The 23,214-nt window shown below is 39.9% G+C and carries 23 protein-coding genes and 1 pseudogene; 19 read left to right on the top strand and 5 right to left on the bottom strand.

The annotated features are described in order from the left end of the window. Position 1: 1 nt before the first annotated feature. The 6 genes from AWM76_RS05155 (at position 2) to AWM76_RS05180 (ending at position 4,395) form a co-directional block, all read left to right on the top strand. Entirely contained in the window at positions 2-979 is a 978-nt protein-coding gene (locus tag AWM76_RS05155) for a VOC family protein (protein ID WP_003142734.1), read from the top strand. Between the two features lie 40 nt (positions 980-1,019). Continuing rightward, on the top strand, positions 1,020-1,439 hold the full coding sequence (locus AWM76_RS05160; protein ID WP_003142733.1) for a Fur family transcriptional regulator: 420 nt from the start codon (positions 1,020-1,022) through the stop codon (positions 1,437-1,439). Between the two features lie 270 nt (positions 1,440-1,709). Further along, positions 1,710-1,883, top strand: coding sequence for a 30S ribosomal protein S21 (rpsU, locus tag AWM76_RS05165; protein WP_003142732.1), 174 nt, complete (start codon positions 1,710-1,712; stop codon positions 1,881-1,883). A gap of 30 nt (positions 1,884-1,913) precedes the next feature. Continuing rightward, positions 1,914-2,357, top strand: a complete 444-nt coding sequence (locus AWM76_RS05170) for a GatB/YqeY domain-containing protein (protein WP_003142730.1) — start codon at positions 1,914-1,916, stop codon at positions 2,355-2,357. A 464-nt stretch (positions 2,358-2,821) separates the two neighbouring features. Next, entirely contained in the window at positions 2,822-3,610 is a 789-nt protein-coding gene (locus AWM76_RS05175; protein WP_039935712.1) for an SDR family NAD(P)-dependent oxidoreductase, read from the top strand. A 20-nt stretch (positions 3,611-3,630) separates the two neighbouring features. Continuing rightward, the gene (locus AWM76_RS05180) at positions 3,631-4,395 is read left to right on the top strand and encodes a 2-keto-4-pentenoate hydratase (protein ID WP_003142727.1); all 765 of its coding nucleotides are present in this window, start codon (positions 3,631-3,633) and stop codon (positions 4,393-4,395) included. A gap of 84 nt (positions 4,396-4,479) precedes the next feature. Here AWM76_RS05180 and AWM76_RS05185 read toward each other — a convergent pair whose 3' ends face one another. Further along, positions 4,480-5,430 (bottom strand): phosphoglycerate dehydrogenase, encoded by a 951-nt coding sequence (locus tag AWM76_RS05185; protein ID WP_003142725.1) that lies wholly within the window; start codon positions 5,428-5,430, stop codon positions 4,480-4,482. A gap of 175 nt (positions 5,431-5,605) precedes the next feature. Here AWM76_RS05185 and AWM76_RS05190 point away from each other — a divergent pair, with 175 nt between their 5' ends. The 12 genes from AWM76_RS05190 (at position 5,606) to AWM76_RS05245 (ending at position 18,896) form a co-directional block, all read left to right on the top strand. Next, positions 5,606-6,574, top strand: a complete 969-nt coding sequence (locus tag AWM76_RS05190; RefSeq protein ID WP_003142723.1) for a PhoH family protein — start codon at positions 5,606-5,608, stop codon at positions 6,572-6,574. A gap of 91 nt (positions 6,575-6,665) precedes the next feature. Next, positions 6,666-7,085, top strand: a complete 420-nt coding sequence (gene ybeY, locus AWM76_RS05195) for an rRNA maturation RNase YbeY (RefSeq protein WP_050774115.1) — start codon at positions 6,666-6,668, stop codon at positions 7,083-7,085. Beyond that, positions 7,066-7,485 carry a diacylglycerol kinase family protein gene (locus AWM76_RS05200; RefSeq protein WP_235585530.1) on the top strand — a complete coding sequence of 140 codons (420 nt, stop codon included), beginning with the start codon at positions 7,066-7,068 and terminating at the stop codon, positions 7,483-7,485. The genes ybeY and AWM76_RS05200 overlap by 20 nt, the downstream gene beginning before the upstream one ends. 17 nt (positions 7,486-7,502) lie before the next feature. After that, complete coding sequence (era, locus tag AWM76_RS05205; protein ID WP_003142718.1) at positions 7,503-8,501, top strand: GTPase Era; 999 nt, start codon at positions 7,503-7,505, stop codon at positions 8,499-8,501. Between the two features lie 75 nt (positions 8,502-8,576). Further along, positions 8,577-9,377, top strand: coding sequence for a DNA repair protein RecO (gene recO, locus AWM76_RS05210; protein ID WP_003142716.1), 801 nt, complete (start codon positions 8,577-8,579; stop codon positions 9,375-9,377). Positions 9,378-9,637: 260 nt separating this feature from the next. After that, positions 9,638-10,564, top strand: a complete 927-nt coding sequence (gene glyQ / locus AWM76_RS05215) for a glycine--tRNA ligase subunit alpha (RefSeq protein ID WP_003142714.1) — start codon at positions 9,638-9,640, stop codon at positions 10,562-10,564. Continuing rightward, positions 10,564-12,642, top strand: a complete 2,079-nt coding sequence (gene glyS, locus AWM76_RS05220) for a glycine--tRNA ligase subunit beta (protein ID WP_003142712.1) — start codon at positions 10,564-10,566, stop codon at positions 12,640-12,642. The genes glyQ and glyS overlap by 1 nt, the downstream gene beginning before the upstream one ends. 36 nt (positions 12,643-12,678) lie before the next feature. After that, on the top strand, positions 12,679-14,004 hold the full coding sequence (obgE, locus tag AWM76_RS05225) for a GTPase ObgE (protein ID WP_003142711.1): 1,326 nt from the start codon (positions 12,679-12,681) through the stop codon (positions 14,002-14,004). A 256-nt stretch (positions 14,005-14,260) separates the two neighbouring features. After that, the gene (gene rnz, locus AWM76_RS05230) at positions 14,261-15,181 is read left to right on the top strand and encodes a ribonuclease Z (RefSeq protein ID WP_003142710.1); all 921 of its coding nucleotides are present in this window, start codon (positions 14,261-14,263) and stop codon (positions 15,179-15,181) included. Positions 15,182-15,208: 27 nt separating this feature from the next. Next, complete coding sequence (locus tag AWM76_RS05235) at positions 15,209-16,006, top strand: SDR family NAD(P)-dependent oxidoreductase (protein ID WP_060779353.1); 798 nt, start codon at positions 15,209-15,211, stop codon at positions 16,004-16,006. A 32-nt stretch (positions 16,007-16,038) separates the two neighbouring features. Continuing rightward, on the top strand, positions 16,039-18,384 hold the full coding sequence (gene recJ / locus AWM76_RS05240; RefSeq protein ID WP_039935702.1) for a single-stranded-DNA-specific exonuclease RecJ: 2,346 nt from the start codon (positions 16,039-16,041) through the stop codon (positions 18,382-18,384). Next, a complete protein-coding gene (locus AWM76_RS05245; protein WP_003142704.1) occupies positions 18,384-18,896 on the top strand; it encodes an adenine phosphoribosyltransferase in 513 nt (170 codons plus the stop codon). The genes recJ and AWM76_RS05245 overlap by 1 nt, the downstream gene beginning before the upstream one ends. A gap of 117 nt (positions 18,897-19,013) precedes the next feature. Here AWM76_RS05245 and AWM76_RS10955 read toward each other — a convergent pair whose 3' ends face one another. The 3 genes and pseudogenes from AWM76_RS10955 to lexA all read right to left on the bottom strand — a co-directional run bounded on the left by AWM76_RS10955 (position 19,014) and on the right by lexA (position 20,155). Then, complete coding sequence (locus tag AWM76_RS10955; RefSeq protein WP_235585531.1) at positions 19,014-19,190, bottom strand: PhzF family phenazine biosynthesis protein; 177 nt, start codon at positions 19,188-19,190, stop codon at positions 19,014-19,016. 52 nt (positions 19,191-19,242) lie between these two features. Then, positions 19,243-19,374: pseudogene (locus AWM76_RS11150) on the bottom strand (PhzF family phenazine biosynthesis protein); the annotation flags it as partial. Between the two features lie 169 nt (positions 19,375-19,543). Continuing rightward, positions 19,544-20,155, bottom strand: coding sequence for a transcriptional repressor LexA (gene lexA / locus AWM76_RS05250; protein WP_003142700.1), 612 nt, complete (start codon positions 20,153-20,155; stop codon positions 19,544-19,546). A 199-nt stretch (positions 20,156-20,354) separates the two neighbouring features. Here lexA and AWM76_RS05255 point away from each other — a divergent pair, with 199 nt between their 5' ends. Continuing rightward, on the top strand, positions 20,355-21,278 hold the full coding sequence (locus tag AWM76_RS05255; RefSeq protein ID WP_003142699.1) for a diacylglycerol/lipid kinase family protein: 924 nt from the start codon (positions 20,355-20,357) through the stop codon (positions 21,276-21,278). Between the two features lie 121 nt (positions 21,279-21,399). Here the strand turns inward: AWM76_RS05255 and AWM76_RS05260 are convergent, their stop codons facing one another. Beyond that, positions 21,400-23,064, bottom strand: coding sequence for an NFACT RNA binding domain-containing protein (locus AWM76_RS05260; RefSeq protein ID WP_003142696.1), 1,665 nt, complete (start codon positions 23,062-23,064; stop codon positions 21,400-21,402). Positions 23,065-23,214: the final 150 nt, after the last annotated feature.

Raw genomic sequence — 23,214 nt, forward strand, 5'->3', positions numbered from 1 at the left:
CATGATAACAGATTTATTAGGTATTCACCACGTAACAGCTATTACTTCAAGCGCGGAAAAGAACTATCAATTTTATGCAGGCATTTTGGGCATGCGTTTAGTTAAGAAAACAGTTAACCAAGATGACATTCACACCTACCATACTTTTTTCTCAGACGATGAAGGGAACGCGGGGACAGATTTAACATTCTTTGACTTCCCGGGCGTGCCAAGCGGTTACTATGGAACAAACGCCATTTCTCGTATCGGCTTACGTGTACCAAATGATGCAGCCCTAGCTTACTACGAAGAACGGTTGAAATCATTTGATGTGAAGACGGAAGAAATTAAAGAAGTTTACGGTAAGAAAGTTTTACGCTTTGAAGACTTTGACGGTCAACGCCTACAAATCTTCTCAGATGAAAACAACGAGGGTGTTGCGCCTGGAAAGCCTTGGAAAAATGGCCCAGTTCCAGAAGACAAAGCGATTTACGGATTAGGACCAATCGAAATTTCAGTATCTTACTATGAAGAATTTGGAAAAATTCTCGAACAAATCTATGGCATGAAACAATTGTCAGACGATGGTCAAGAAGCCCTATATGAAGTAGGCGAGGGTGGTAACGGTGGTCAAGTTATCTTACGAAAAGACTTAGTAACCCCACCAGGATTACAAGGATATGGTGAAGTACATCATGTGTCATTTCGTGTCGCTGACCACGATGCCATCCAACATTGGGTCGACAAGTATCAACAAATCGGTCTACCAAGTTCAGGTTTAGTCGATCGTTTCTTCTTTGAAGCTTTATACGCACGTATCGGTGACATCTTGATCGAGATCTCGACTGATGGTCCAGGTTTCATGGGTGACGAACCATATGAAACTTTAGGTGAGTCATTATCATTACCGCCATTCTTGGAAGAAAACCGTGCGCATATTGAGTCGCAAATCCGTCATTTTGATACAACACAGCCCAATGATTATGGCTTCAAATCGTAATCAATCCGTGTTAGAATAAGTAGGAACTGGAGTGATAACTATGAATTTTGTAGATGAGTCCATGCAAGTCCTACACGAAGCTGGTTTTAAATACACCAAGAAACGTGCTGACATGTTAAACGTCTTTGATGAAGAAGGGGCCTATTTCCTGAGCGCCAAAGAAGTGCAGCAACGATTAGAAAACTTATATCCGGGTATCTCATTTGATACCATTTACCGTAACTTAAAATTATTCGAAGACCACCACTTCCTTGAAACCTCTGAAGTCAACGGGGAGATGGTTTTTAGAAAACACTGTGATCCACACTTAGGACACCATCATCATTTTATCTGCACAAATTGTGGCAAGACGATTCCAATCAATTCTTGCCACATGACATTCTTTGCTGACCAATTACCAGGTTGTGAAATCGCCAGCCATACCATTGAATTGCAAGGACTATGTAGTGAATGTCAGTAAGGTAAAAATTTTTTGAAAAGGGGCTAGATACGCATTTCTAGCTCTTTTTTCGTAGTTAAAATCGCAACTAATTGGACTAGCATTTGCCTGTTAATGACCGGGGGGATCTTCCATTATTCTTAGCTAAGACAAGCTCACTTTTGAACAACGGAACTTTCAACAAATTTACCTTGGGAGAATTGACTTTATAAATATAATGGCGTATAATTTACTAGAACGTTTTTTCAAGTATGAAAGAACGATTTGTAGTAACGAGGGGAGGGAAATGTCATGTCAAAAACTGTAGTTCGTAAAAACGAATCACTTGACGACGCTCTTCGTCGCTTCAAACGTTCAGTTTCAAAATCTGGCACAATACAAGAAGCACGTAAACGTGAATTCTACGAAAAACCTTCAGTAAAACGTAAGAAAAAATCTGAAGCGGCTCGTAAACGTAAATTCTAATCGTTTACCTTGCGATAAAGGAGGCGGATCATGGCGTTATTAGACCAACTAAATACCGATATGAAGGTAGCCATGAAAGCTAAAGATAAATTTAAGTTATCTGTTATCCGTATGTTAAAAGCAGCAGTTCAAAATGCTGAAATTAACAAGGGAAGTGCATTGTCTGAAGATGAAGAAATTGAACTTTTGGCTCGCGAGTTGAAGCAACGAAAAGAGTCGGAAGTAGAATTCCGTCAAGCAGACCATGTAGAACTAGCAGATAACGCAGTTGCTGAAATCGCGATTATCGAAGAATACTTGCCTGCACAATTATCAGAAGCTGAATTAGACGAGGGTGTCAAACAAGTCATTGATGAAGTTGGCGCTACATCTATGAAGGATTTTGGTAAAGTCATGCAAACTGCTGTGGCCAAATTTAAAGGTCAAGCGGATGGTAATGCAATCCAAACAGTAGCAAAAAAATATTTAGGTTAATAATCTAGATCTGAGAGGGAAGTCTTCGGACTTCCCTTTTTTATTGGCTAAAATTCTTTCCTCTCGCAACTTAAATGAGAGAATAATTAAAAACAAATTAAAAATACCTTGCAATTACATCTTATTTTTGATAAATTGTAGTTAGCAATTTGAAAGGAGTGACAACAATGCGCCAATTTAGAATATCTTCCAAATATATCATGCATGCTGGCGTATTTGTTGCGTCTCCATTTAATCTAAAACAAGATTTATTATTATTATTATTAGCTAAGTAGGATTCTTCTCTAGGAGAGTCCTTTTCCACGTGAAGCGGGCTCTAGCTAATGGAACGGCGGCCTGTCGAGGGTCGTCGTTTTTTTATTAGGTGATGGCTACTGAAGTAGTTAAGGATAATACAAGTCTGGAAGTTGAGTGGAGCCTTATTTCAAATCAATAAGATCTTAAAAGATGAAGGAGCGATTTTGATGGATTTAGGACTAAAAGGTAAAGTGGCAGTTATTACCGGTGCAAGTAGAGGTATCGGATTTGAAACAGCGAAAACACTTGCTGAGGAGGGGGCAAAAGTTGTGATTACAGCCCGCCACGAAGACCGATTGATTGAGGCACAAACAGCTATTAAAGAAGCGACAGGGGTTGAAGTGGATTACGCAGTAGCTGATGTCACAGATTTACCGGCTGTCCAAAAAGCGATTGCAGATACAGCAACCAAATACGGGACTATCGATATCTTAGTGAACAATGCGGGTGGCCACAGAGCGGGCTCATTTGAAGAAGTGGATAATGATGCATGGCGATTTGACTTGGAAATCAAAATTATTGGTGTGGCGAATTTTACCCGTGAAGTATTGCCTTATATGCGTAAGCAGGCTTCAGGTTCAATTATTAGCGTGGTTTCTAATTCTGGTAAAACGCCAGGTCCTAAGTCTGTACCGACATCTCCGGCGCGATCAGCTGGTTTAGCGGTGATCAAAGAATTGAGTAAGGAATATGGTGAATACAATATTCGTGCAAATGCGGTATGTATTGGTTATATCCGCAGTGAACAGGTTGAGAAGATGTGGCAAAATGACCCAGAACATCCAACCTGGGAAGAGTTTTCAAAACAAAAAGCCAAAGATACGCATACGCCAATGGGCCGTGTTGGTGAAACGACAGAAGCTGCTAAAGTGATTAGCTTCCTTGCTTCAGATGCCGCCTCATATGTGAGTGGTTCAGCTGTCAATATTGACGGTGGCGCTTCAGACGCCATGTAATTCTAAGGAGAAAAAAGCTTATGATGGATCAAGAAATTATTCACGCAAGTAAGACCCTATACCAAGCAGACAATGAAAAAGTGCCGGTACAATACGGGAAATTTGGTATCGTCAATGAAGAAGACGGCTACCGAGTGCAACAAGCTGTGTTAGATTTAAGAAAAGCGGCTGGTGAAAAGATTGCAGGTTATAAAATCTCCTTGTCAGCAAAAATTCAGCAGTCATTTTTTAGGACCACAACGCCTTTATACGGCGTCATGACAGACAAAGGTGTTTGGGGTTCGGATATGGACCTGAGCAAATTTATGGGTCCTTTGTTAGAATTTGAAATCATATTCAAGGCTGAAGAAACCATTTCGCCTGACGATTCAGTGGAAACTATTATGTCTAAATGTAAGGTGGCGACAGGCTATGAAATTCCTGATTGCCGGTATGACAATTGGTACGGGAACATTTCAAAATTTGAATTGATTGCCGATGGGGCAGCTAATGCCGGTGTAGTAGCCGGTGAATATGTCAAACGTACCTACGAAGAAATTGATGACGTGATGGGGACAGTAACAGTAGATGGTCAACCATACACCCAAGGTTCTTCAAAAGAGGTGATGGGCCACCCAGCTTATTCAGTACAATGGTTGGCACAAAAACTAGCTGAAACAGGCCAAGCTATTGAACCAGGCATGTTTGTGGCTTCAGGCGCCGTTAATATGCCGAAAGTCATTCAACCAGGCGTTTATGTAGGCCAATTTGAAGGTCTACCTCCAGTTACGCTAAACGCTAAATAAAGACAAAATAGAATCAAAAAAGCATTTGCTATTCCGAGATTTAGGAAAGCAAATGCTTTTATTGTCTATTTGAATCATATTTTCTTAGTAGCCTTTTTCTTTAGAAACGACATTGACTGATAAATCGCCATCTTTCGTGTAAGCTGTTAAGTTAGCTTGGAATATCTTGTAAGTTTCAATTGCAAAGTGTTCTACTTGACCAGTCATATGTGGCGTCACATCAATCTTGTCATGGGCCCAGAAAGGATGGTCTGCTGGCAAGGGTTCTTCTCTAAAGACATCAAGGGATGCATAGTCAATGTCACCTTTATCAATAGCTTCAATTAAGTCTTGGTCTACAATGGCTGAGCCACGACCTACATTAATAAATAAAGGTTTCTTTTCTTGGCGACTGAAATAAGCTGCGTCAAAGACGTTTTTTGTGGCAGCTGTTTCAGGAAGAACATTGACGATAATGTTGGCGTCAGTGACTTTTTCAAAACCGTCCGCTGTTTTAACTGTTTGATCAAAATAGTCTACATCGCGTCCTGATGTATTCACGCCGACTGTTTCTAAACCGAATGCTTGGCCAATACGGGCGATTTCTTTCCCTACATTACCGGCACCAAACACGACCATTTTCTTTCCAGGCAAAGACATATGTTGAGCATATTCCCAATGTTGTTTTTCTTCACGCGCCTTATAAATATGTAAACTCCGGTAGTAGTTCAAGATGTATCCAAAAACGGTCTCTGCAATCGGTATCGCATGAATCCCACTCATGTTGGTGATTTGAATCTTTTCATCAGTGACAATTTCTTTAGGCAATTGATTGATGCCAGCGAATTGGACTTGAATCCAGCGAAGGCTATCATAACCATTCGCTGCATATTTTTCAGCTAAATCCGCATTCCAACCATATTGGATTTCAATATTGGGGAAGTCTGCGTCGGTCAATTGATCCGCCATTTTCACCTGGTAATTGCTTGCTAAGTCTTTGATATCATCGATTTGCCAATCCTTTACAAGGTTTGCAATGGCTAATATTTTTTGCATAGTGTGCGCCTCCCTAAAGTATTTTCTCTATTGTATCATTCATTATTTAACTTGCGGAAGCAAATGCCCTTTTCCGGAAATAGGGCTATGCATTTGAAAATACCTGACCTGTTATTCGTATTTGTGTCAGATTTTTGCTATAATTTATTTAATACGAAAAGGGGGAAGTTTTCATTTGACAGAATCTGCAATCAGTAAAAGTGTAGCCTTGATGAATCCAGCATTAGCCGTACAACTATTTGGTACTGAGGACCGTAATCTTTCTTTGATTGAACAAGCTTTTGAGGTGCAAATATTTGCCAGAGATGAGCAAATTGAAGTGACCGGACAAGAAGCGGATGTTGCCCAAGTGATTGATTTACTGACTGAATTACAAGTTATTCTACAATCAGGTATCACAATTGGTGAACGTGATGTGGTTACTGCGATTAAAATGGCAAACAGTGGGACTTTGAACCACTTTGTAAGTCTATATGAAGAGGAAATTGGCCGGACCTTTGAAGGGAAAGCTATTCGAACAAAAACTGTAGGTCAACGTCAATATTTACACGCTGTCAATAAACATGCCATTACTTTTGGGATTGGACCAGCTGGTACCGGGAAAACTTTCTTAGCAGTGATGATGGCCGTCCAGGCTTTAAAACAAGGACGGGTAAAGCGGATTGTCCTAACGCGTCCAGCAGTTGAAGCAGGGGAAAGCTTAGGTTTCCTACCTGGTGACTTAAAAGAGAAGGTTGATCCTTACTTACGGCCAATTTATGATGCCCTATATACTATTTATGGCCGGGAGCATACTGAACGCTTACTGGAACGTGGCGTGATTGAAGTGGCACCACTTGCTTATATGCGAGGTCGGACTTTGGAAGACGCTTTTGTCATTCTTGATGAAGCACAAAATACAACGGTTGCCCAAATGAAGATGTTCTTAACTCGTCTTGGTTTCGGGTCTAAGATGATTGTTAATGGAGACAAGACGCAAATTGATTTACCTAGAGGCGCTAAATCTGGGTTAATCGACGCGGAAAGACACTTGCAGGGGATTAAAGATATCGACTTTGTGCACTTTACAGCGACTGATGTTGTTCGTCACCCAGTGGTTTCAGCAATCATCAATGCCTACGCCAATGAAGATAAGGGAAATTAATGATAGATATGGCAAATAGAAAAAAGGTGAAAAAGTGTTAGATTTAATTTTTGAAGATAAGACGAATGAGCTATCTAATAAAGATGAAGAGATGTTGCATGAGTTGTTGGATTTTGCAGCAGGTTATTTGAAACTTACTGGAGAAATTGACTTATCTTTAACCATCGTGAATGATGCAGAAATTCATGAAATCAATAAAACTTACCGCAACATTGACCGTCCAACTGACGTGATTTCTTTTGCGATTGAAGATTTAGGTGAGGATGAATTAGCAGTTATGGGCTTACCAGAGGATATGCCACGTGAATTGGGCGATCTTTTCATCTCAATTGATAAAGCACGTGAACAAGCAGCTGATTATGGCCATTCTTTTGAACGTGAACTAGGCTTTTTAGCTGTCCATGGATTCTTGCATTTGAATGGTTATGACCATATGAATGAAGTAGATGAAAAGGAAATGTTTGGCCTACAGAAAGAGATTTTAGATGCTTATGGACTCAAAAGAGCGTAAACAAGTACCAAAACCACCAAAAGTAGATAAGAACCATAATTTTTTTGAATCAATGGGTTATGCCTTAAGCGGGATAAAATTTGCCTTTGGCCATGAACGAAACATTCGTTACCAGATTCTGGGCTTGATTTTAGTCATGTCGGCCGCTTGGTTTTTTGCTTTGTCCATTGAGAAGTGGTTAATTTTAATTTTAACCTGTGCTATTGTGATCTGTATGGAAATTACCAATACCATTGCTGAGTGGATTATTGATTTAGTGACTGACAACCAATACCATCCCATTGCAAAAAATGTGAAGGATGTAGCGGCTGGTGGCGTACTGATTTCATCTACAATGGCTGTAATTATTGGCTTGTTAATTTTTGTACCTGAGATTTTATTTTTTTTCAAATTAATATAAAAATAAGGAGACTATTTTTGAATATAGAAGATTTTAATATAAATGATTTTGACAATATTGAGGATTTAGAAAAATTATTAGAGGACGACGGCGACCAAGCTGGCGATGACTTTGATGGATATAAGTCAGGATTTGTGGCAATCGTTGGCCGTCCTAATGTTGGGAAATCAACCTTTTTAAACCGCGTTGTGGGGCAAAAAGTAGCCATCATGTCTGACAAGGCACAAACAACACGTAACAAAATCCAAGCGGTTTATACAACGGATGAAGCGCAAATTGTTTTCATTGATACACCAGGTATTCATAAACCCCATAATGAGTTGGGCGAATTTATGAATAAGTCAGCTTATCAATCACTAGAAGAAGTAGATGCCATCTTAATGTTGGTGAATGCGGAAGAACCGATTGGCCCTGGTGATAAATTCGTCTTTGAAAAGATTAAAAACTACAAGACCCGTAAGTTCTTGGGCGTTAATAAAATCGATAAAGTGTCACCAGAGGCGCTAGCTGAATTTATGCAAACTATCCCAAGCCCAGAATCTTTTGACGGGATTATCCCACTATCTGCTTTAAACGGGAATAATGTGGAAACATTAATCGACACTTTGGTTGATCTATTACCGACTGGTCCGCAATACTACCCATCTGAATTTATCACTGACCATCCAGAATACTTCGTAGTTTCTGAGTTAATCCGTGAGCAAATTCTACTAAATACCTATGAAGAAATTCCACATTCAGTTGCTGTTCAAGTAGACTCCATGCAAAAAGATGAACTGGATCGCGTGCATGTGTATGCGACCATTATCGTTGACCAAAAGAGTCAAAAAGGAATCATCATTGGTAAGGGCGGTAAGATGATCAAGAAAATTGGTGTTGAAGCGCGTAAGGAAATTGAAAACTTACTAGGTTCAAAAATTTATTTAGAACTTTGGGTGAAAATTATCAAGAACTGGCGTAACAACAAGGCCAACTTAGGTGACCTTGGCTACAATCATAAAAACTATAAGGGTTAATGACAAGCAAAAGTCAGTTCTAGCTATCATAAAAATCGAAACACATTGACATGAGTATTGAAAGGGGACAAGACCATGCGAAAGGACCAATACGCGCGTTTCGATGGGATTGTCCTTTTTACGCGTAAATACAAAGAAAAAGACCTACTGATTAAAATATTCACCAAGGAATTTGGTAAGCGGATGTTTTTCATTAAGAATATTCAACGGCAGAATAATGGTTTAAGGGAAATTGCCTTTCCTTACATGCGGGCCTCGTTTGTGGGAACCATCAACGATAAAGGTTTCTCCTTCTTAAATGATACGGACGATGTTCTATTTCCTAAGACAACCATCTCAGACATCCAGGCCAATGCCTACGCAGCCTACATGACAGGTTTGACTGATGCCGCCTTTGAAGATTTTATCAAAGAAGACAAGGTTTTTGACTTGCTCTGGCACGGTCTAGGCAAAATAGAAGCCGGTGTCGATCCGTCAGTCGTGGCCAATATATTTGAAATTCAATTGCTGCCGAAATTTGGGGTGGCCCCCAACTTTAGGTCATGTGCTATTTGTGGCCGTGATCAAGGCCGTTTTGACTATTCCATGCAATATGCTGGCGTTTTATGCGAACAACATTTTCACATGGATGATAGGCGTCTCCATTGGTCACCACGGGCAAGTCATTTTATTCGACTGTTTAGTCAAATACCATATGACAAACTAGGTCAAGTGGACTTACAGGCGACAACAAAAACTGAAATTCGGCAAGCCTTGGATGATCTTTACGAAGAGTATGTAGGGATCCACTTAAAAAGCAAGCATTTTATCAGTCAGATGGAAACTTTCGTCAATCCGCTTGACGACAAAAGAGAAAAAAAGTATGATAATAGCTGAATAAAAGAAGTGCAGTGAAAATACTAAGTAAGAAGATGTAGATTCCAAAGCGAAGCCGGATAGTGGGAGCGGCTGGATTGAAACCTTGTGAAGGCATATTGGAGCACTTAACAATAAAGCGCTAATGGATCTTATCCGTTAGAAGTAGGGTGGAACCGCGAGATAATCGTCCCTATGTGTTTGTTTTTTCAAATACATAGGGGCTTTTTAGTGTCTTCTGATGTATTTGACCACTGTCACAATAGATAAAAAATGAGGAAGTGAACATCTTGGCAAAAAATCATAAAACATTTCAAGATATAATTTTAACGTTACAAAACTACTGGGCTGAACAAGGTTGTTTAGTTTTAAACGCTTATGACACAGAAAAAGGTGCTGGTACCATGTCACCTTATACTTTCTTGCGTGCAATTGGTCCTGAACCATGGAACGCTTGTTACGTAGAACCTTCTCGTCGTCCAGCAGATGGTCGTTACGGTGAAAACCCTAACCGTCTATACCAACATCACCAATTCCAAGTCGTGATGAAACCAAACCCAGATAATATTCAAGAATTATACATTGAAAGCTTGAAACAATTAGGGATTGACCCATTAAAACATGACATTCGTTTTGTAGAAGACAACTGGGAAAACCCATCACTTGGTTGTGCTGGTTTAGGTTGGGAAGTTTGGTTAGATGGGATGGAAGTCACCCAATTTACTTATTTCCAACAAGTTGGTGGTTTAGAGTGTAAGCCTGTTACCTCTGAATTAACATATGGTTTGGAACGTTTAGCTTCTTACATCCAAGAAGTAGATTCAGTTTACGATATTGAATGGGTTGAAGGCGTTAAATATGGTGAAATTTTTGGTCAAGCAGAATACGAGCATTCAGTTTACTCATTTGAGGAATCGGATGTAGATATGTTATTCTCTGCCTTCAATAAATATGAAGCTGAAGCCTTGAAACAAATCGACAATGAATTAGTCCACCCAGCTTATGACTACATTTTGAAATGTTCACATGCATTTAACTTACTAGACGCGCGTGGTGTGATTTCTGTTACTGACCGTGCCGCTTACCTTGCTCGTATCCGTAACATGGCCCGCCGTGTAGCTAAAATGTTTGTGAAGAAACGTGCTGACTTGGGTTACCCATTGTTAGACCGAGAAACAGCAGAAGCGTTATTGAAGGAGGAAAAATAATGAGCCAACATACATTTTTATTTGAAATTGGTTTGGAAGAAGTACCTGCTCAATACGTACGTAATGCCGTGAACCAATTAAAATCACTAGTAGAAAACTTTTTATCAGACAACCGTTTAACTTTTGACAATGTCGAAACATTTGCGACACCGCGTCGTTTGACTGTACGTGTTAATGGCTTAGCCGACAAGCAAACAGACTTTTCTGAAGTAGCTAAGGGACCCGCTAAACGTATTGCTCAAGATGAAGAGGGTAATTGGACCAAAGCTGCCCAAGGTTTCGCACGCGGTAAAGGTGCTTCTGTTGAGGATATTTACTTTGAAGAAGTTAAAGGTGAAGAGTATGTCTTCATTAATATTTCGCAACCAGGTAGCCAAGCGGCTGACATTTTACAAGATGTAGTTTCAGTTATCGACCAAATGTCATTCCCTGTTTCAATGCACTGGGCTTCGTATGACGTTAAATACATCCGTCCAATCCACTGGATGGTTGCCCTATTAGATGACCAAGTCTTACCGTTAACTTTCTTGAACCTAACAGCTTCAAATATCTCACGTGGACACCGTTACCTAGGTTCTCAAGAAGTTGTGATTGTGGATGCCAATGCTTATGAAGCAGCCTTAGCTGATGAATTTGTTATTGTAAAACAAGACGAACGAAAAGCATTAATCGAACAACAAATCGAGCAATTAGCGAGTGAAAACAAATATCAAATCGATATCGATGCTGACTTACTTGAAGAAGTTACCCAAATTGTTGAATACCCAACTGCCTTTATCGGCAACTTCGACGACAAATACTTAGCGTTACCGGATGAAGTATTGATCACTTCAATGAAGAACCACCAACGTTACTTCTATGTTAAAGACCAAGCAGGCAAATTGTTGCCATTGTTCTTAGCTGTTCGTAACGGTAACGCTGAACACTTAGATAATGTCCGTAAGGGTAATCAAAAAGTCCTGACTGCACGTTTGGAAGATGGTTTCTTCTTCGTCAATGAAGATAAAACCAAAACAATTCAAGACTTCCAAGACCGTTTAGCTAAGGTAACTTTCCATGCTGAAATTGGTTCCTTACAGGAAAAAATGGCCCGTACTGGTCAAATCGCCAAATATCTAGCCGAAAAATGGTCTGGTCAGTTAGCTGACGTCCAAACCGGAGACATCACTCGTACTGGTGAAATCTACAAGTTCGATTTAATGACCGGTATTGTGGATGAATTCTCAGAATTACAAGGGATTATGGGTGAAAAATATGCCTTAGCCTTTGGTGAAGCACCTGCAGTTGCTACTGCTATTCGCGAACATTACATGCCAATTTCTGCTGAAGGTGAATTACCTGCTAGTCAATTGGGTAAATTGTTTGCTGTGTCAGATAAACTAGATTCAGTGATTTCATTCTTTAATATTGACCGCATTCCTTCTGGTTCAAACGATCCATTTGCATTACGTCGACAAACATCAGGAATTGTGCGGATTCTAATCGAAAATGAGTTAACTTTTGATTGGAAAACTGATATCATTAGTATCTTGCAGACTGTTTATGGTATTGAAGACCAAGAGCGCCTAGTTGAATTGCAAACAGCTTTAAGTCAATTTGTAAATGACCGCTTGAAAGCTATCTTAAATGACCAAGAAATTCGTTATGATATTGCGGATGCTGTTTTGCAAAGCCATTCAGCGGATGTCTTAAGAAAATTAGCGGCAAGTAAAGTCTTACAAGCAGCTAGTGAAAAAGCGTCATTTAAAGAAACGCTTGAAGCATGGAACCGTATTTTGAACTTGGGTGCGAAAGCACGTGAATTAAATGTCCAAGATGTTACAATAGAAGAAAGTCGTTTTGAATCAGATTCAGAAGTTGCATTATTTAATGCTGCTAAAGGGTTAGAGATGACAAATGACATGCAGAACAACTATAATCAACTTGAGGCATTAACACCAGTTATTACTGAATTCTTTGATAACAACATGGTATTTGCTGAAGACCAAACGGTACAAAACAACCGTTTAGCCATCTTAAGCATGATTGCGCAAGCAATTTTAACGCTTGCTGATACAAACCGTATTAACACGAAATAAAAGCAAAATAAAAGAAATTGAAAGGAGGGGTAACACATGTCAACATTTTTTGATTATGCCAAGATCTGGGTAAAAGCAGGTAAGGGTGGCGACGGTATGGTTGCCTTTTTACGAGAAAAATATCGTCCAGATGGAGGTCCAGCTGGAGGAGATGGCGGTCGCGGAGGCGACATCATCTTCAAAGTTGACGAAGGGTTAAGAACCTTGATGGATTTCCGTTACAACCGTCACTTTAAGGCAAAACCAGGTGAAAATGGTATGCCAAAAGGTATGTACGGTCGTGGTGCAGAGGATATGTATGTCGCTGTACCCCCTGGAACTGTTGTCAAAAACTTTGACACTGGTCAAATTATTGGTGATTTAGTGGAGAACGGTGAAGAGCTCGTCGTTGCACATGGTGGTCGTGGTGGCCGTGGGAACATGAAATTTGCGACCCACAACAACCCGGCACCAGAAATCGCTGAAAATGGTGAACCAGGTGACGAAATTACCCTACAACTAGAATTGAAATTGATTGCTGATGCTGGATTAGTTGGTTTCCCATCAGTTGGTAAGTCAACCTTATTATCGGTTGTCACAGCGGCAACACCTAAAATTGGTGATTACCACTTTACGACCATTACACCAAATTTAGGTGTGGTAAATACTCGTTCGCATGAATCTTTTGTATTAGCCGATTTACCAGGGTTAATCGAAGGGGCTGCTGAAGGTATTGGTTTAGGGTTCCAATTCTTACGCCACGTTGAGCGTACTAAGGTGATTTTACATGTAATTGATATGGGTGGTTCTGAAAACCGCGACCCATTTGACGACTATGTAGCTATCAACAAAGAATTAGATAATTATGATGACAATTTGATGTCTAGACCAACGATTATCGTTGCCAATAAAATGGATATTCCTGAAGCTGAACTATATATTGAAGAATTTAAGGAAAAACTTGCAAGCTATTTTGCAGAAAACTATCCAGATTTAGAATTGCCAGAAATTTTCCCAATTTCAGCTTATACTAGAGAAGGTTTAGATCCTTTAATGGACCATACGGCTGAATTGATCCGTTTAGAAGAAGCGCGCATTGCTGAAGAAGGTAAACAAGCGTCTACTGAAACAGTGGTTTATGAAATTCCTGAAGACGAAGAACCACCATTCTATGTGGGCCGTGAGTCAGATGGGACCTTCTACTTATACGGTGACAAAATTGAGAAAACATTCAAGATGGCGAACTTGGAATATGATGAGTCGGCATTACGATTTGCTCGTCAGTTGAAGAATATGGGTGTTGATAAAGCCTTGGCTGCACGTGGTGCGAAGCAAGGGGATATTATCCGTATCTTAGATTACGAGTTCGAATTCCAAGAATAGTAGGTGTGACAAAAGTCGTTTAGGATCGACGCACTTCCCAAAAGTTGAACAATTACTGTAAAGTAATTGGCGCATTTTTGGAAGTGTCGGAAAATTCTGACTTTTGCAACCTGATATCATGAGTATTGTTGGTGGGCATGCGACGCTTTAGTCTCAGACCCACTGAAAGACGAGCGCACATTGAACAGGGAGACTTGGATTTAATGTGCGCTCTTGATTTTTTACGAATATATAAAATAGAAATGAGCGAAAAAAAGTGGAGATAACTTTTTTGGGAACAGGTGCTGGCGTTCCAAGTAGAAGTCGTAACGTGACAAGTATCATGTTAAAACTATTAGACGAAAGTAATGAAATGTGGATGTTTGATTGCGGAGAAGCAACCCAACATCAAATTATGAAAACCACATTGAAACCGCGTAAAGTCACTAAAATTTTTATCACGCATTTACACGGAGACCATATCTTTGGTTTGCCAGGCTTTTTATCGTCAAGAAGTCATCAAGGCGGTGAGTCTCCGGTGACCATTTATGGACCTAAAGGCATTAAAGCCTATATTGATAACTTTCTTCAAGTTACCCGTACGACCTTAGGCTATGATCTAATCATTCAGGAGTTAGCCGATGAAGGTATGGTCTTTCAAAATGACCAATACCAGGTACTCTATAAGACTTTAGACCACGCTGTTCAGTCTTATGGATTTAGAGTCATTGAGGCTGATCAAGTAGGGGAACTGTTGATTGATAAGGCGAGAGAAGCTGGCGTACCAAATGGGCCTTTACTAGGTCAACTAAAACAAGGCAAGACCATTACCTTAGAAGATGGTACCCAGTTAGATGGTCGTGACTTTATTGGACCTGACAAAAAGGGCCACATTGTCACCATTCTAGGTGATACCCGTTATAACAAAAATGCAGTAGCACTTGCAAAAGATGCGGACTTTTTAGTACATGAAGCGACCTTTGCTGCTGGCGAGGAACGGATGGCACGTAATTACTACCATTCAACCGCTAAACAAGCTGGTCAAGTGGCTAAGGAAGCCAATGTCAAACAATTATTACTAACCCATATCTCAGCTAGATATGTAGGAAAAGCCTCACAGCAACTAGAGGCAGATGCTAGGAAAGTGTTTGCCAACAGCCAAATTGTAAAAGATTTTGATTCAATCAGTCTCGGATAAGTAGCCACATTTATAGGAGTGATGAAAATGTCTCAAACATACACAGTCATAACAGGTGCATCTTCAGGAATCGGTCAAGCTTTTGCTTATAAGATGGCCAGCGAAGGTAGAAATATCATCATCAACGGTCGAAATAAAAAACGGTTGAATGAAACAAAGAAACAGGCCAAGGAATTAGGTGCAGGACAAGTTTTAGCTTATACAGCCGACTTAGTGACTAGTGACGAAGCCGAGAAATTCGCCCAATATTGCTTTGACAAAGGACAAATCGAAAATTTTGTCCATTGTTTAGGGTTCGGTGATTTTTCAGCAATTAGTGACCAAGCTTATTCGCAAATCGCTAAGCTGACCCATACTAATTTATTATTAACCATGTTCCTTTCAAAACGCTTTGCAGCTGGGATGTTAGACCAAGATACGGAAGCCAATAATATCACCTTAATTGCGTCAGTTGCTGGCTTAATTCAAACGCCTAAATCAGCTGTATACGCAGCTAGTAAAGCAGGCGTACATGCCTTTGCCAACGGCTTAAGACAAGATTTGTGGTCAACCAAGATTAAGGTGACTTGTATCTTGCCTGGTCCAGTTGACACTGCCTTCTTTGATATCGCGGATAAAGATGGGTCATACTTTGAAAATGTCCAATCTTTTGCCACCACACCAGAGATTGTTGCTGACAAGATGGCAACCGCGATTGAACGTGGCCAGTTTGAGGTAATCGTGCCATTTTACTATGACATTATGAACCGTCTAATGAGATTGGCGCCAAGCTTAGCCTATCGTTTGATTCATATGACCTATGAAAAAGGCCAATTTAGAGACTAATTTTCTACGAAACTTAGAAATGAGGACAAATTTTGTTGCAATCAGTTTATGAATGGATAGAACCTGAATACTTAAGCAATGCAGATGATACAGCTGCAACCTTTATCCAGCAGCTAGCTGAAGACCTATCCTTACCAAAGATGGTCGTACAGGTCATTTATGATAAGGGCTACCAAACAGCTGAAGCGATTCAAGCTTTTATCGCTAAAGAGCCCGTATTTTATGATCCATTCTTATTAAAAGATATGGAAAAGGCCGTTTCAAGACTACATCAAGCGGTTGAAGACTATGAAGAGATTTTAATCTACGGGGATTATGATGCAGATGGAATCACTTCTACGACGATTTTGTATGAAACGCTAGAAATGCTTGGGGCCAATGTATCCTTCTACTTACCTAACCGGTTTGATGATGGGTATGGGCCAAACAAGGATGTCTATGCTTATTACATCAAGAAAGGGACCCAACTAATCCTGACTTGTGACAATGGGGTAGCAGGACACGAAGCCGTAGCTTACGCCAAAGACCAAGGTGTTGACGTGATCATCACGGACCACCATGAAATCGGGGACAGCTTGCCGGATGCCTATGCCATCGTTCATCCAAGACATCCAGAGGGTCAATATCCTTTTGGTGATTTAGCAGGTGCAGGTGTCGCATTGAAATTGGCCACAGCCTTACTTGGTGAAACGCCAAGTGATTTACTGGATGTTGCTGCTATTGGAACCGTTGCTGACTTGGTGTCACTAACTGACGAAAACCGGGTCATTGTGGCGTCTGGATTAGACCAAATGAAGCATACCGAGCGGTTAGGCTTACAGATGTTCTTTGAAAAAGAGAGCATTCAGCCAGACCAAATCGATGAGCAAACGATTGGTTTTATTCTCGGACCAAGATTAAATGCCTTAGGTCGTTTGGGCGATCCAAACCCTGGTGTGCAGTTCTTAACCTCTTTTGATGACCAAGAAGTTGGCGAACTTGTTGAGTTACTAGACTCAGAAAATAACGCCCGTAAAGCCATCGTTGATAAGATGGTGACAGAAGCGGAAGCCATAGTTGACGGTGAAGGTCAATTACCGCAAATGATTATCTTGGGCCAAGAGGGTTGGCATGAAGGGGTGCTAGGAATAGTAGCCAGTCGTTTGGTTGAAAAATATCACCGACCAACCATTCTACTAAGCAAGAAACCTGAAAATGGCAGCTATAAAGGGTCTGGCCGTTCAATAGAAGGGATTGACCTTTTCCAAGTATTACAAGCCGGTAAAGACTATGCGGACAAATTTGGTGGTCATGAAATGGCCGCTGGGATGACCGTAGCTATTGACCAGTTTGAAGCTTGGAAGTCGGCTTTACTTGACCGAGTGGCAGAATTTGAAGCGGTATATACTCAGCAAACACCGCTGAAAATTGATGGGATCATTGGGATTACAGACATCACCCTTGAAAATATCAAAGCCCTTGACCCAATTAAACCCTTTGGTACCGATAACCGACAACCCTTGTTTTTAATAAAGGACGTCCAATTATCACAAATCCAATTGATTGGGAAGGACAAGAATACTTTGAAACTGACAGTAGCAGATGCAGATGTCAAAACAAGTATGATTGCTTTTAAATCTGGCGCCTTAGCCAAACAATTAGTAGCGAACGAGCCAATCGATGTGGTAGTCACCTTGTCCATCAACGCATGGAACGGGAACCAATCACCGCAAGCTCAAATCAAGGATATTCGCCAGTCTAGTAAAAGTATTTTTGACTTGCGAAATATGCGCGAGCGCAATCAAATCATGTCGATTGAAAATGCCACTTATATCTTTGAAAATGCGCCGTTTTTCAAGGCTTATAAAGACGAAATTCCTTTTACAAGTGAGGCCATCATGACCAGTGAGATTGGTCAAATACTTGAAAAAGGATCGGCACGTGCTAGTAAGGAAAGCTTGGTCATTTTCGATATTCCAAAGGACTTATCAGCTGTTAAAGACTTGGTAAACCAAGCGGCAATTGATAATATTTATGTTTATGCTTATTCTGCAGTTAATGCATACATGGTTGGAAAACCAACCCGGCAAGAGTTCGGCCAATTATATAAATACTTACAAGGCCACGGAACAGTTCCACTCGCGGGTAAGGAACAGGCGCTGGCGGACTTCTTCAAGATTTCTAAGGTGAAACTTGATTTAATGGTGAAAGTCCTAGAAGAAGCGGAATTGGTTAAATGGCATAATACGGATTTAGTGACTTTACCGGTAAATGAGAAGGTAGACTTATTGGCAACTCAAACCATGGCCGATTGGGAGACCCAAATCAATAATGAACGACTTTTACGGTATAATGATGTTAAAATGATTAAAGATTATTTCTATTCAGGAGGAAAATAATGGATTTTAAACAATATATTGCAGACGTACAGGACTTCCCAGAGAAAGATATCTTATTTAGAGATATCACACCTTTGATGGGGAATGGCCCAGCCTTCCACGAAGCAATTAATGAAATCGTGGAATTTGCACGTGAGAAAGATGTAGATGTGGTTGTCGGACCAGAAGCCCGCGGATTTATTGTTGGTTGTCCAGTTGCTTATGCATTAAATATTGGCTTCGTTCCTGCACGTAAAAAAGGTAAATTACCTCGTGAAATTGAATCAATCGATTACGGTTTGGAGTACGGTCAATCAACCCTACAAATCCATAAAGATGCGATTAAACCGGGCGATAAAGTTCTAATTGCAGATGACTTATTAGCAACTGGCGGTACTATCGAAGCTTGTGTGTCATTAATTGAAAAATTAGGTGGCGAAGTTGTTGGTGCAGCCTTCTTAGTAGAATTAGATGAATTCAAAGCCAGAGAAAAAATCGCTGGTACTGACGTATTCTCATTGATGCACTACTAGTATGAAGTAGTAAAATAACAGAAAACATGACCAAATCCCTATAAGGCGAAATTTGGTCATGTTTTTTTGCATAAATAATAGCATTTTGGTCGAGCAATCATTATTAGGCGGTAATATTCAATTCAGGTACAGCTCATAAGACGGGAAGGCCATGACATATTGGTCACCATCACAAGTTACTGTTAATTGACCACTAAGTGGATCAAAGGAAACTTGGTTTAAACTTGAATCGATATAGTTCATGATGACGAAAGCTGTCGCAAGTGTCGCATGTCCACAAAGGGACAATTTCACCGCCGGGGGTAAACCAACGTAAAAGGTAGTTGCCAGCTTCTTTAATCGCGAAGGGTATTTCTGGCAGGTTATTTTCCTTTGTGATGTTAATCATCAAGTCTTCTGGTAACCACTTATCTAAGATACAGACAGCAGTAGAATTATCTTCAAATGATTGTTCTGCAAATGCATCGACGATATATATGCTTCATATACTTTGCTCCTTCAATTAGGAATATCTCTTCCAATTATTGTAGTGTATATTTCAATAATGTAAATAGGTGATTGTCGTATAGGCATCGACCTGGTTAATTTGAAGGCACAAAAAAGCCATGATGGTCATCGGATAATGGATGCCACCATGGTATAAGGATTTAATAAGTATGTTCTCTAAATAAACTGATTACGCGTCCTAAAATTTGCACGTCTGGTAAAATAATAGGCTCTAAGCTATGGTTTTCTGGTTGTAAGCGAATATACCCATCCTCTTTAAAGAATCGTTTACAGGTAGCTTCACCTTCGTCTGTCATGGCGATTACAATATCACCATTTTTGGCAGATGATTCTTGACGAACGATAACGAAGTCGCCATCTAAGATACCTGCTTCAATCATTGAATCACCACGTATTTTCAACATAAATAGGGAATCTGATTGGTTCTTCAAAGTAGGTGGAATAGGGAAATAATCTTCAATTTCTTCAACGGCAGTAATTGGTTGACCGGCAGTTACCGTACCAATCATTGGAATACCTTGACTAGATACACCTAGCAACTCCAAGCCTTTGTCTGTGATTTCCATAGCACGCGGTTTAGTCGCGTTCCGAAGTAGATAACCTTGCTTTTCTAATTGAGAAAGGTGGCCATGGACTGTAGAAGTTGAAGATAGGTTCACGGCTTCACAGATTTCCCTTACTGTTGGGGGGAACCCTTGACTTTGAATGTTTGAATAGATACATTTTAGAATTTGCAGATGACGTTCTTTCATTAGCTGTACTCCTTTTTTGTGGGTTATGAGTTCTAACTATTCACGTTTTATTTATAATCAGTATAGCACATACGTTCGGTCAATACAAACGTACATTCGATGAATGTGAAAATACTGACCAATATTCGTCTGATAGCCTAGTGTTTGGTATAATAGAGGGCACAATCATACACGTAATAAGATAAATGAGGTGTCAAACATGGGAAATAAGGGTTTCTTATTTATTTTTAACCAAGCTGCTGGGAAAAAGAAGAAGGCCGATATAAATGCATTGGTATTAGACCGGGCTTCAAAAGCAGGATTGAATAAAGACGATATCTTTTTAGTGTATTCGACATCAAAGGCGTCTAGCCAATTTTTGATTGACCGTTTTTCAGAAAAATATCGAGATGGGATAGCTGTTGCCTGTGGTGGGGATGGAACTGTCCATTCAATCGTGAATTTGATGATAGATACTGCGCTTACTTTTGCTATCTTGCCCTTAGGTACTGGGAATGACTTATATACTGGCTTATATGGCAACCGTTCGGTTAAAGACCAGATTGACCATATTTTTAAGGGTAAAACGAGCAAAACGGATGCTATTTATATTCCTGAATTAGACTTGTATACTATGAATATTTTGAGTGTTGGCGTTGATGCGAATGTTGTTTTTCAAGCCAATGACTTTAAAGAAAAGCATAAATTCTTGCAAAAATTCGCCTACATGGCTTCGGTTCCAAAGGCCTTACAAGCAGGTACGGCATTCGATATTCGCATAACAGCCAGAAAAGATGGGGCAGAGTTGAAGCTGATGGAGGGACCATATATTCTGGCCGCATTATGCAATGGGGTTATGTATGGTGGAGGTTTCAAGATCAACCCTGATGGTCAAGTGAATGACGGCCTTCTAGAATTGGTTTATGTAAAAACTATGCCTATGCATAAAATATGGACTGTCCTATACAAGTTTTTCGCTGGAAACCATGAAGATTTGGAAGAGCTACGTAATGTATTATGTGATGAAGTGGTTTATGCCAGTAAGGATGGCAGCCCGATGGTTCTGAACTGTGATGGGGAAATTTATCAATTACCAAAATTTACCTGTCAGGTGAAGAAACACGCTTATAAACGGATTATTTAGAAAATATATGTAGAAAAAAGACCGACTAGTTTGATGACTACCCTTGCGAGCGAGCTAGGGGGTGAGCAATCTGCCAATCGGTCTTTTTGCATATTCAGTGATGAGTTTTTAATATCGACACTTAAACGATTTTTGTTGGTGTGACAAAGATCGTTTTTTGTTCAAAGTAATTCACGAATCCAGGTTTACTTCCGTTTGGTTTTTTTACGTGTTTTACTTGTGTGTAATCAACGGGCACATTATTGGATTGGCTATATTTTGAAAAGGCTGCGGCTAATTCAGCTGCTTGGATGATTTCAGCTTCACTAGGATTATTTGTTTCTAAAATAACGTGTGAACCTGGAATATCCTTAGTATGGAACCAATAGTGGTTTTTATTGGCCTGACGCATGGTTAATTGGTCGTTTTGTTTGTTGTTTCTTCCAACTAAAATCCGGTTACCCTCCGCAGTTTCATATTCACGCGGTTTAGCTGAGGCATTATTTGACCGTTTTTTCTTATCTTGTTTTTGTTTTTTAAGATAACCCTGGTCAATTAATTCATCCCGTATATCCGCCAATTCATTTGGTTCGGCGAAGTTCAATTGGGTTTGGATGGATTCTAAATACTGGATCTCAGCTTCAGCAACGACTTTTTGTTTTTCGATATGATCAATAGCATTCCGTAGTTTATTGTACTTATGGTAGTATTTCTGCGCATTTTGTGACGGTGTCAAGGCAGGGTCTAAACTAATGGTAATTGGTTGATCATTGTCGTAGTAGTTGGCTAAAGTTACTTCAGTTTGGCCTTTTTCTATTTGATAGAGGAAGGTTGTCAATAATTCACCTTTTAACTGGAAAATGTCGGCCTTGGATGATTTCTCCATATCCTGGTTTAAATTGGCCAACCGTTTATGTTGGTGAGCCAGATTCTTCTCAACGACTTGAATAATGGCGTTACCCACTTGACGGACATAGTCATGCTTACTTTTCTCTGCATAATAAGCCGTTAATAGTGCGCTCAAATCGTCATAATGACTTTCTTCCCCTGAAATTGTCGTGTAAGGGAAGGCTAAGAAATGTTGCTTATCCTCTTGAACTACTAAGGTTGGATTTGGATTTTCAAAGCCTGCACAGAAGTCTTGAATCACTTGAAAAGGTTTGCGTTGATCTTTTTCAATTAAACTTGCTAATTCAATTGCTGAGTCACGGCCTAATCCCATAAGTTGACTCTGTAAGAATTTAGCTGTCATTAAGGACTTGTCAGATTCAAAGTTTTCGCCAACCTTAAAGGGGTTAACCTGGTTTTGATTTGGCGGCAGTTGGTAAGTCGCCCCAGGTAAAATCGTTCTAAAGGTATTTTGATACATGGGTACATGTTTGATGGCATCAATAATTTTTTTATCCTTATCTAATAAGAAGATATTTGAATGACGGCCCATAATTTCAACGATTAATTGTTGTTGGCTGGCGTCACCTAATTCATCTCGTCTAGTTAAATTGAAGAGGATAATTCGGTCATTATCGTACTGTTCAATGCTATCAATAATGTTCCCTTCAACGTACTTACGCAATACCATAGTAAAGTTTGGTGGGGTTTCCGGGTTATTATAAGCTTGTTCTGTAACTTGGATACGCCCAAAACTTGGATGGGCTGAAATCAATAATTTGTGGTTTTTGCGATTCGCGCGGATTGTTAAGACCAATTCCATCTCGTATGGCTGTTGGATTTTATGAATGCGTCCGCCCGCAAATGTTGTGTTTAATTCTTTAATTAATGCATGGGTAAACATACCGTCAAAAGACATGTAAGCACCACCTTCCTAACATTTCATTATAAGGGTTATTGGCAATTTTGGCAAAAAATGCGATTTTGGCTGACAAGATTTTCCTAGGCAAAATTCGTTATTTCCCAGAAATTATGCTTGTCATTTTTCTCATGATTTGTTAATATTTGT

Source organism: Aerococcus viridans, from assembly GCF_001543285.1.
GTDB lineage: Bacteria > Bacillota > Bacilli > Lactobacillales > Aerococcaceae > Aerococcus > Aerococcus viridans.

Bases quoted from the DNA above. Each gene is read 5' to 3' on its own strand.
- AWM76_RS05170 (WP_003142730.1), top strand. From the start codon at position 1,914: ATGGCGTTATTAGACCAACTAAATACCGATATGAAGGTAGCCATGAAA.
- recO (WP_003142716.1), top strand. From the start codon at position 8,577: ATGCGAAAGGACCAATACGCGCGTTTCGATGGGATTGTCCTTTTTACG.
- rpsU (WP_003142732.1), top strand. From the start codon at position 1,710: ATGTCAAAAACTGTAGTTCGTAAAAACGAATCACTTGACGACGCTCTT.
- lexA (WP_003142700.1), bottom strand. From the start codon at position 20,155: ATGAAAGAACGTCATCTGCAAATTCTAAAATGTATCTATTCAAACATT.
- AWM76_RS05200 (WP_235585530.1), top strand. From the start codon at position 7,066: ATGGACTCAAAAGAGCGTAAACAAGTACCAAAACCACCAAAAGTAGAT.
- AWM76_RS05185 (WP_003142725.1), bottom strand. From the start codon at position 5,430: ATGCAAAAAATATTAGCCATTGCAAACCTTGTAAAGGATTGGCAAATC.
- glyS (WP_003142712.1), top strand. From the start codon at position 10,564: ATGAGCCAACATACATTTTTATTTGAAATTGGTTTGGAAGAAGTACCT.
- AWM76_RS05245 (WP_003142704.1), top strand. From the start codon at position 18,384: ATGGATTTTAAACAATATATTGCAGACGTACAGGACTTCCCAGAGAAA.
- AWM76_RS05155 (WP_003142734.1), top strand. From the start codon at position 2: ATGATAACAGATTTATTAGGTATTCACCACGTAACAGCTATTACTTCA.
- AWM76_RS05160 (WP_003142733.1), top strand. From the start codon at position 1,020: ATGAATTTTGTAGATGAGTCCATGCAAGTCCTACACGAAGCTGGTTTT.
- ybeY (WP_050774115.1), top strand. From the start codon at position 6,666: ATGTTGCATGAGTTGTTGGATTTTGCAGCAGGTTATTTGAAACTTACT.
- AWM76_RS05180 (WP_003142727.1), top strand. From the start codon at position 3,631: ATGATGGATCAAGAAATTATTCACGCAAGTAAGACCCTATACCAAGCA.
- AWM76_RS05235 (WP_060779353.1), top strand. From the start codon at position 15,209: ATGTCTCAAACATACACAGTCATAACAGGTGCATCTTCAGGAATCGGT.
- AWM76_RS05175 (WP_039935712.1), top strand. From the start codon at position 2,822: ATGGATTTAGGACTAAAAGGTAAAGTGGCAGTTATTACCGGTGCAAGT.
- obgE (WP_003142711.1), top strand. From the start codon at position 12,679: ATGTCAACATTTTTTGATTATGCCAAGATCTGGGTAAAAGCAGGTAAG.
- AWM76_RS05255 (WP_003142699.1), top strand. From the start codon at position 20,355: ATGGGAAATAAGGGTTTCTTATTTATTTTTAACCAAGCTGCTGGGAAA.
- AWM76_RS05260 (WP_003142696.1), bottom strand. From the start codon at position 23,064: ATGTCTTTTGACGGTATGTTTACCCATGCATTAATTAAAGAATTAAAC.